This window comes from Halomonas sp. BM-2019, from assembly GCF_017584085.1.
In genome coordinates this window covers 2,766,683-2,774,824 of the sequence record NZ_CP071922.1, presented here as the reverse complement: position 1 = coordinate 2,774,824, position 8,142 = coordinate 2,766,683, and the positions used below count along the sequence as shown (strand labels likewise).

8 protein-coding genes and 1 pseudogene are annotated in these 8,142 nt (G+C 70.4%); 8 read left to right on the top strand and 1 reads right to left on the bottom strand.

What is annotated here, in order from left to right:
* Positions 1-312, bottom strand: a pseudogene (locus J5F18_RS13835) (hypothetical protein); the annotation flags it as partial.
* A gap of 104 nt (positions 313-416) precedes the next feature.
* Between J5F18_RS13835 and J5F18_RS13830 the strand changes: the two are divergent.
* The 8 genes from J5F18_RS13830 to J5F18_RS13795 form a co-directional block, all read left to right on the top strand.
* Positions 417-1,709: a glutamate-5-semialdehyde dehydrogenase gene (locus tag J5F18_RS13830; protein WP_346299183.1), complete on the top strand. Its 1,293-nt coding sequence runs from the start codon at positions 417-419 to the stop codon at positions 1,707-1,709.
* Between the two features lie 65 nt (positions 1,710-1,774).
* Positions 1,775-2,401, top strand: coding sequence for a nicotinate-nucleotide adenylyltransferase (gene nadD / locus J5F18_RS13825; RefSeq protein ID WP_346302234.1), 627 nt, complete (start codon positions 1,775-1,777; stop codon positions 2,399-2,401).
* Positions 2,402-2,583: 182 nt separating this feature from the next.
* Complete coding sequence (rsfS, locus tag J5F18_RS13820; protein WP_346299182.1) at positions 2,584-2,949, top strand: ribosome silencing factor; 366 nt, start codon at positions 2,584-2,586, stop codon at positions 2,947-2,949.
* Positions 2,946-3,413, top strand: coding sequence for a 23S rRNA (pseudouridine(1915)-N(3))-methyltransferase RlmH (gene rlmH / locus J5F18_RS13815; protein ID WP_346299181.1), 468 nt, complete (start codon positions 2,946-2,948; stop codon positions 3,411-3,413). Before rsfS ends, rlmH begins: the two co-directional genes overlap by 4 nt.
* Before the next feature lie 24 nt (positions 3,414-3,437).
* Positions 3,438-5,345: a penicillin-binding protein 2 gene (gene mrdA / locus J5F18_RS13810; protein WP_346299180.1), complete on the top strand. Its 1,908-nt coding sequence runs from the start codon at positions 3,438-3,440 to the stop codon at positions 5,343-5,345.
* 3 nt (positions 5,346-5,348) lie between these two features.
* On the top strand, positions 5,349-6,509 hold the full coding sequence (gene rodA, locus J5F18_RS13805; RefSeq protein WP_346299179.1) for a rod shape-determining protein RodA: 1,161 nt from the start codon (positions 5,349-5,351) through the stop codon (positions 6,507-6,509).
* A 43-nt stretch (positions 6,510-6,552) separates the two neighbouring features.
* Positions 6,553-7,611: a lytic murein transglycosylase B gene (gene mltB / locus J5F18_RS13800; RefSeq protein WP_346299178.1), complete on the top strand. Its 1,059-nt coding sequence runs from the start codon at positions 6,553-6,555 to the stop codon at positions 7,609-7,611.
* Positions 7,608-8,142: septal ring lytic transglycosylase RlpA family protein (locus tag J5F18_RS13795; protein WP_346299177.1), on the top strand; the 535-nt coding region annotated here is incomplete at its 3' end. The genes mltB and J5F18_RS13795, both read left to right, overlap by 4 nt.

Here is an 8,142-nt window from a genome sequence, read left to right as displayed (position 1 = left end):
GAGTGCGGTGACCCAGGCCGGCTGGGGCAGCATCACCAGTGCCGCCCAGGCCCACAGCCAAAGGGGAAAACGCTCCGGGGCGCTCAACAGCAGGGCGGTCAGCAGCAGGCCCGGCAGCAGCTGCCAGGGCACCACCGCGGGCCGACGATGGCTGAACTCCACCAGCGCCGCGGTGACCGCCAGCCAGCCCGCCGTCAGCCACAGCAGCAGGGTCTCGGTAAGTGTGTGCGATCCAGGCGCCATCAGCGCCGGCAGCAGGGCCGCCAGCAGCAGGTTGAAGCGCAGCAGGCCGACTTTGTACTTGCTCTGCATGGTGGCTTACTATGACTCCCTTCACGAATTCGCGTGTCCCGACCGCGCCAGTATAACGCCGTGGCCCGCCGTCCTGGCCACGCCCACAGGAGAACCCTTTCGGCATGTCAGCACAAGTCACTTCCAGCGACGAGGCGATCCGCGACGTCGAGGCCTACATGACAAGCCTGGGCGAGGCGGCTCGTGCCGCGGCGACCGTCATGCGCCGCACCCCCACCGGACCCAAGAACGCCGCGCTGCTGGCGATGGCGTCCCACCTGGACGCTCAGCGCGAGACGCTGGCCGCGGCCAACGCCCGCGACCTGGCCCACGGTCGCGAGAGCGGCCTGGAACCGGCCCTGCTCGACCGCCTCGAGCTCACCCCGGCGCGTATCGACGCCATGATCGAGGGGCTGCACCAGGTGGCGGCGCTGCCCGACCCGGTGGGTGAGATCGACGGCCTGCGCGCCCGTCCGAGTGGCATCCAGGTGGGCCAGATGCGCGTGCCCCTGGGCGTGATCGGCATCATCTACGAGTCGCGGCCAAACGTCACCCTCGAGGCGGCGAGCCTGTGCCTGAAGTCGGGCAATGCCGCCATCCTGCGCGGCGGCTCCGAGGCCCGTGATTCCAACGCCGCGATCGCCGCGTGCATACGCGCCGGGCTCGCCGATGTGGGACTGCCCGAGTCGGCGGTTCAGGTGGTGGCCACCACGGATCGTGCCGCGGTGGGCCGGCTGATCGCCATGCCCGAGTACGTCGACGTGATCATTCCCCGCGGCGGCAAGTCGCTGATCGAGCGCATCTCCCGGGAGGCGCGGGTGCCGGTGATCAAGCACCTGGACGGGGTCTGCCACGTCTATCTCGATGCCACCGCGGACCCCGAGAAGGCGCTGGCTATCGCCCTCAATGCCAAGACCCATCGCTACGGCACCTGCAACACCATGGAGACCCTGCTGGTCGATGCGCCGCTGGCCGAGAGCCTGCTGCCGAGGCTGGCCGCCGCCTACGGCGAGCACGGCGTCGAGCTGCGCGGCTGCGAGCGCACCCGGGCGATCCTGCCCGAGGCCACCGCCGCCGTCGAGGCGGACTGGCACGCCGAGTACCTGGCGCCGGTGCTGGCGGTGCGCGTGGTGGAGGGCATCGAGGCGGCCATCGCCCATATCGAGCGCTACGGTTCCCACCACACCGATGCCATCGTCACCGAGGACTACGGCCTGGCGCGGCGCTTCCTGGCCGAGGTGGACTCCAGTTCGGTGATGGTCAACGCCTCCACCCGCTTCGCCGACGGCTTCGAGTATGGCCTGGGGGCGGAGATCGGCATCTCCACCGACAAGCTCCACGCCCGCGGGCCGGTGGGCCTCGAGGGGCTTACCACCCGCAAGTACGTGGTGCTCGGCGACGGCCAGATCCGCCAGTGAGCGAGGGCGCGTACCTGCCGCGGCCGGCGGAGGCGGACGATCCGCCCCGGCCGCCGCGCCTCGCCATGCTCGGCGGCACCTTCGACCCGGTCCACCTCGGCCACCTGCGCAGCGCCGTCGAGCTGCACGAGGCGCTCGCCCTGGATCGCGTCCACCTGATCCCGGCCAGCGTGCCACCGCTGCGCGGCGAGCCCCGCGTCTCCCCCGGGCAGCGCCTGGCGCTGCTGCGCCTGGGCATCGGCGACACGCCCGGCCTGGTGGCCGACCCCCGGGAGCTCCACCGCGAGGGCTCCTCCTTCAGCGTCGACACCCTGGCCTCGCTGCGCGAGGAGGCGGGTCCTGATGCGCGGCTGGTGATGGCCCTGGGCCACGATGCCTTCCTGCGCCTGGCCGAATGGCACGAACCCGAGCGGCTCTTCGCCCTGGCCCACCTGGTGGTGATCGATCGCCCCGACTTCGCGGCGCCCTTGCCGGCGGCCCTCGAGGCCCTTATCGCGGGGCGCGAGGTGGCCGGGGTGGAGGCGCTGATGGCACGCCCCGCCGGCGGCCTGTTGCGCCTGGCGCTGCCATCGCGCATGGCGATCTCGGCCACCGAGGTGCGCCGCCGCCTGGCCGAGGGGCGCAGCGTGCGCTACCTGCTGCCCGAGGCGGTGGAGCGCCACCTGCTGGAGCACGGTCTCTATCGTGTCTAAGCAGAAGGGCTCTGCAGAAGGGCACTCGCAGTTGCCAATCGCGAGGGGCGCCGGGGCCTGCCGACGGAACAGCCCCGAGCCCCGATTAGCTGTGCTAGCTACCTTATGCAAGGAACGGTCGCTGCCAGCGGGCGGTCAACCCGTTACAATGGTCGTTCAACGACATTCAGACAGAAGACCCTATGCATATCGACGCACTCAAGACTCTGGTGATTGACGCGCTGGAGGACCTCAAGGCCAAGGACATCGCCCTGCTGGATGTCTCGAAACTGACCAGTGTGACCGACCTGATGATCATCGCCAGCGGCACCTCCACCCGCCACGTCTCGGCCCTGGCCGGCAGCGTGGTGGAGAAGGCCAAGGAGGCGGGCGAGCAGCCGCTGGGCGTCGAGGGCGAGAACGGCGCCGACTGGGTGCTGGTCGACCTGGGTGACCTGGTGGTGCACATCATGCTGCCCGAGACCCGTCAGCTCTACGACCTGGAGCGCCTGTGGGCCGACCTGCCCAGCGACGTCGAGCGCGGCGAGAGTGAGGTGCGTGGGGCATGAGGGTCCGCCTGCTGGCGGTGGGGACGCGCATGCCCGCCTGGGTCACCGCGGGCGTCGAGGAATACCGCAAGCGGCTGCCCCGGGACTTCGTCCTGGAGGTGGAGGAGATCGCTCCCGGGCAGCGCGGCAAGAACGCCGATATCCCCCGCGCCATGGCGCTGGAGGCCGAACGCATCCGCGCGCGCCTGCGCGGTGACGAGCGGGTGGTGGCCCTGGAGGTCGGCGGCAAGGCCTGGAGCACCGAGCAGCTGGCCGAGCAGGCCGAGGGCTGGCGCCTCGCGGGGCGCGACGTGGCCCTGCTGGTGGGCGGCCCCGACGGCCTCGCGCCGAGCCTCTCCGCCGCCGCCGACCAGCGCTGGTCGCTGTCGCCTTTGACCCTGCCCCATCCGCTGGTGCGGATCCTGCTGGCCGAGCAGCTCTACCGCGCCTGGACCCTGATGGTCGGACACCCCTACCACCGCTGACGAAGCCGCCCGGCCGAGAGTGCGATGCGCAAGAGCCGCGACAACCTCAAGAGTCCCCAGCACGAGCTGCGCATCTTCCGGGTGCGCGCCCTGCTGGCGGTGCTGCTGGTGTTCGGCCTCACCGGCCTGCTGATGGGGCGGCTGGCCTACCTGCAGGTGGTCCAGCACGAGGTCTACACCACCCGCTCGGAGAAGAACCGGGTGCGGGTCGAGCCGTTGCCGCCGACCCGCGGCCTGATCTACGACCGCAACGGCGTACTGCTGGCCGAGAACCGGCCCACCTACAACCTCACCCTGGTGCGTGAGCGGGTCGACGACCTGGACGCCACCCTGGCGGTCCTGGTGGACCTGCTCGAGCTGCCCGAGGAGGAGGCCGAGGCGTTTCGGATTCGCTCCCGCCAGCGCCAGCGCCCCTTCCAGCCGGCGCTGCTGATGAGCGACCTCAACGAGGACCAGATCGCGCGCCTGGCGGTCAACCGACACCTGCTGCCGGGGGTCGAGGTGGAGGCCCAGCTGCTGCGCTACTACCCGGATGCCGCGGTGATGGCCCATGCCCTGGGCTATGTGGGGCGCATCAACGCCGAGGAGATGGCGACCCTGGACACCGGCCGCTACGCCGGCACCCACTTCATCGGCAAGACCGGGGTGGAGCGCTTCTACGAGGATGCGCTGCACGGCCAGGCCGGGCTGCGCAAGGTTGAGACCAACGCCCGCGGCCGTGTGCTGCGCGAGCTGGGGCGCACCGCCCCGGTGCCCGGCCAGAACCTGACCCTGACCCTCGACAAGGGGCTGCAGAAGCTGGCCTACGAGCTGCTCGACGGCCGTCGCGGCTCCATCGTGGCCATCGCGCCGCAGACCGGCGAGATCCTGGCCATGGTCTCGGCGCCGGGGTTCGACAGCAACCAGTTCGTCACCGGCATCGACGTCGCCTCCTTCCGGGCGCTGCAGGAAGACCTGGACCTGCCGCTCTACAACCGCGCGATTCGCGGCCACTACCCGCCCGGCTCCACCATCAAGCCCTTCCTGGCCCTGGCGGGGCTGGCCGAGGGGGTGATCACCCCGGAGCGGACGATCAACGACCCGGGCTTCTACCAGCTGCCCAACGATAGCCGGCGCTACCGCAACTGGCTGCGCTGGGGGCACGGCCGGGTCGACATGGAGCGCTCCATCGCCGTCTCCAACAACACCTACTACTACTCCCTGGCCCACGAGATGGGCATCGACCGGCTCCATGAGTCCATGAGCGCCTTCGGTTTCGGGCAGCGGGTCGGCCACGACGTGTTCGGCGAGAGTGCGGCGCTGATGCCCTCCCGGGACTGGAAGCGCGGGCGCTTCAACCAGCCCTGGTACCCGGGGGAGACCCTCTCGGTAGGGATCGGCCAGGGCTACTGGCAGGTCACTCCGCTGCAGCTGGCCACGGCCACGGCGGTGCTGGCCAATCGCGGCGAGTGGGTCAAGCCGCGCCTGGCCAGTCACATCGGCGACGAGCCGGTGCCCTCGCGGGTGCCCAGGACCCCCTCCAACATCGAGGTCCCCAACGACGCCTGGTGGGACCGGGTCTTCTCCGGCATGGAGAAGGTGCTGACCGGCCATGAGGGCACGGCCCGGCGCACCGGGGTGGGCCTGGAGTACCGAATGGCCGGCAAGTCCGGCACCGCCCAGGTCTTCTCGCTGGGGCAGGACCAGCGCTACAACGCCGAGGAGCTGGCCGAACGGCTGCGCGACCACGCGCTGTTCATGGCTTTTGCGCCCACCGAGGATCCGCAGATCGCCGTGTCGGTGATCGTCGAGAACGTCGGCGGCGGCAGCACCCATGCCGCCCACCTGGCCCGGGCCATGACCGACACCTGGCTGCTCGGCGACCGCGAGCCGGACGTGGAGGAGCTGCGCGAGGCAATGGAGAACGACGATGGCAGCGTGGCGGGGAACTGACCCATGGGCATGATCGACCTCTCCCGGGTGCTCAGGCCCCATCCGGTGCGCGCCCCGGCCAGCGGTATCTCGCGGCGTCGCAGCCTGTGGGAGCGGCTGCACCTGGACCCCTGGCTGCTCGGCATGCTGCTGGTGCTCATGGTCGCGGGCCTGGCGGTGCTCTACAGCGCCAGCGGCCAGCGCATCGAGGCCGTGATCGCCCAGGGCATCCGTTTCGGCGTGGGCCTGGTGGTGATGTTCCTGATCGCCCAGCTATCACCCGCCACCCTGCTGCGCTGGGCGCTGCCGGCCTATGCCCTCGGCGTGCTGCTGCTGGTGGCGGTGGAGCTGGTCGGCGATGTGGGCATGGGGGCCAGGCGCTGGCTGGTGATTCCCGGCGTGGTGCGCTTCCAGCCATCCGAGATGATGAAGCTGGCGATGCCGCTGATGCTGGCCGCCTACCTTAGTCGCCAGGAGCTGCCGCCGCGGTTTCGCGACCTGGCGGTGTGCGGGCTGCTGATCGGGCTGCCGGTGGCGCTGATCGCGCGGCAGCCCGATCTCGGCACCTCGCTGCTGGTGGCCTCGGCGGCGGTCTTCGTGGTGCTGCTGGCCGGGCTCTCCTGGCGCTTCATTGCCGGTCTGGCGGTGCTGGTCGCCGCCGCGCTGCCCGTGCTGTGGATGAATCTGCACAACTACCAGCGCCAGCGGGTGCTGACCTTCCTCGACCCCAACAGCGACCCATTGGGCTCGGGGTGGAACATCATCCAGTCGACCACCGCCATCGGCAGCGGCGGGCTGTTCGGCAAGGGGTGGCTGCAGGGCACCCAGTCCCAGCTGGAATTCCTGCCCGAGCGCCACACCGACTTCATCGTCGCCGTGCTGGGCGAGGAGTTCGGCCTGGTCGGGATGCTGGCCGTCCTGCTGCTCTACCTGCTGATCATCAGCCGCGGGCTGTGGCTGGCCGCCGGCGCCCAGGACACCTTCGGGCGCCTGGTGGCCGGCAGCATCATCCTGACCTTCTTCATCTATGTGTTCGTCAACGTGGGCATGGTCAGCGGCATCCTGCCGGTAGTCGGCGTGCCGCTGCCGCTGGTCAGCTACGGCGGTACCTCCAGCGTGACCTTGATGGCGGGTTTCGGTATTCTCATGGCCATTCACGCACACCGCCGGCTGCTGCCCCGATAGCGTCAGCAGGCCACACCGGATGCCGAATCAGGGAGAGCGCTGCATGAGACGGATTCGAAACCATGGGGTGAGAGTGCTGGCCGTGGCCATGGGCCTTGGCCTCTCGCTGGGTGCCCTGGCGGCGGACTTCGACCCGCGGGAGCACGACGAGACCCGCCAGCTGGTCGAGGAGCTGGCCGAGAGGGGCATCGAGCGGACCTGGCTCGAGTCGGCCATGCGCTCGGCAGACTTCCAGCAGGGAGTGCTGGATGCCATGGAGGGCGCCGCCGAGCGTCGCCTGCGCTGGGACGAGTATCGCGAGATCTTTCTGCAACCCGAACGCATCTACCGCGGGGTGACCTTCCTGGCGGTGCACCGCGACGCCTTCGCGCGCGCCGAGGCCGAGTATGGCGTGCCGGCGGAGGTGATCGCCGCGATCATCGGCGTCGAGACCAGCTACGGGCGCTTCACTGGCCGCCACCGGGTGATCGACTCCCTGGCCACCCTGGCCTTCCACCACCCGACGCGCGGCGGCTTCTTCCGCGGCGAGCTGGCCGCCTTCCTCGAGATCACCCACGAACAGGGCGTCGACCCCGGCGAGCTCAAGGGCTCCTATGCCGGTGCCATGGGCTACCCGCAGTTCATTCCCACCAGCTATCGCGCTTACGCCGTGGACTTCGACGGCGACGGCATCCGCGACCTCTGGACCAATCCGGTGGATGCCATCGGCAGCGTTGCCAACTACTTCGCCGAGCACGGATGGCGCGCCGACGAGCCGATCCTGCATGACGCCGAGGGGCCCGAGAGCCCGCCTGAGGCGATCGACTTCAATCGTGCCGCCCGGCCGCCCACCGTGCCGGCCAGCGCACTGGCCGAGGCCGGGGTCAGCGTCCCCGAGGGGCTCGAGCCGGACCATCCGCTGCTGCCGCTCTCCCTGGAGGATGGCGAGGCTAACTGGCGCTACGTGCTGGGCGACCACAACTTCTACGTGATCACCCGCTACAACCACAGCCACCTCTACGGCATGGCGGTCACCGAGCTGGCCGAGGCCATCGCCGAGGCCCGGGCCCTGGATGCCCACTGGCTCGAGGCGGTCAGCGCCGACGGCGAGGAGGCCTCATGAGTCCGCGCGCCTCGCTGCTGGTGGTCGCGGTGCTGCTGGCCGGCTGCGCCGGTAGCGGCGGCCAGGCCCCCTCGGAGTCCCGCGATACCCGGGCCTCCGCTCCGGCAGCGTCCCCCGGCTCGGGGGGCGGGCGCTACGCCATGTCCGGTGATGCCTATCCGCTGGACCCTCCCGACGTCAGCCAGATCCCCGACGCGGTGCCGCGGAGCGAGCCGCCTTCCCGGGGCGGCAATCGGCCGACCTACGAGGTGTGGGGCAAGACCTATCGGGTGCTGCCCGACGCCCGCGGCTATGCCCGTCAGGGCACTGCCTCCTGGTACGGCGAGAAGTTCCACGGCTATGCGACCTCCAACGGCGAGATCTACGACATGTACAAGATGACCGCCGCCCATCGCTCGCTGCCGCTACCCAGCTACGTGCGGGTCACCAGCCAGGAGAACGGCCGCTCCGTGATCGTGCGGGTCAACGACCGCGGCCCCTTCCACAACAACCGCGAGATCGACCTTTCCTACGCGGCGGCCGCGCGTCTCG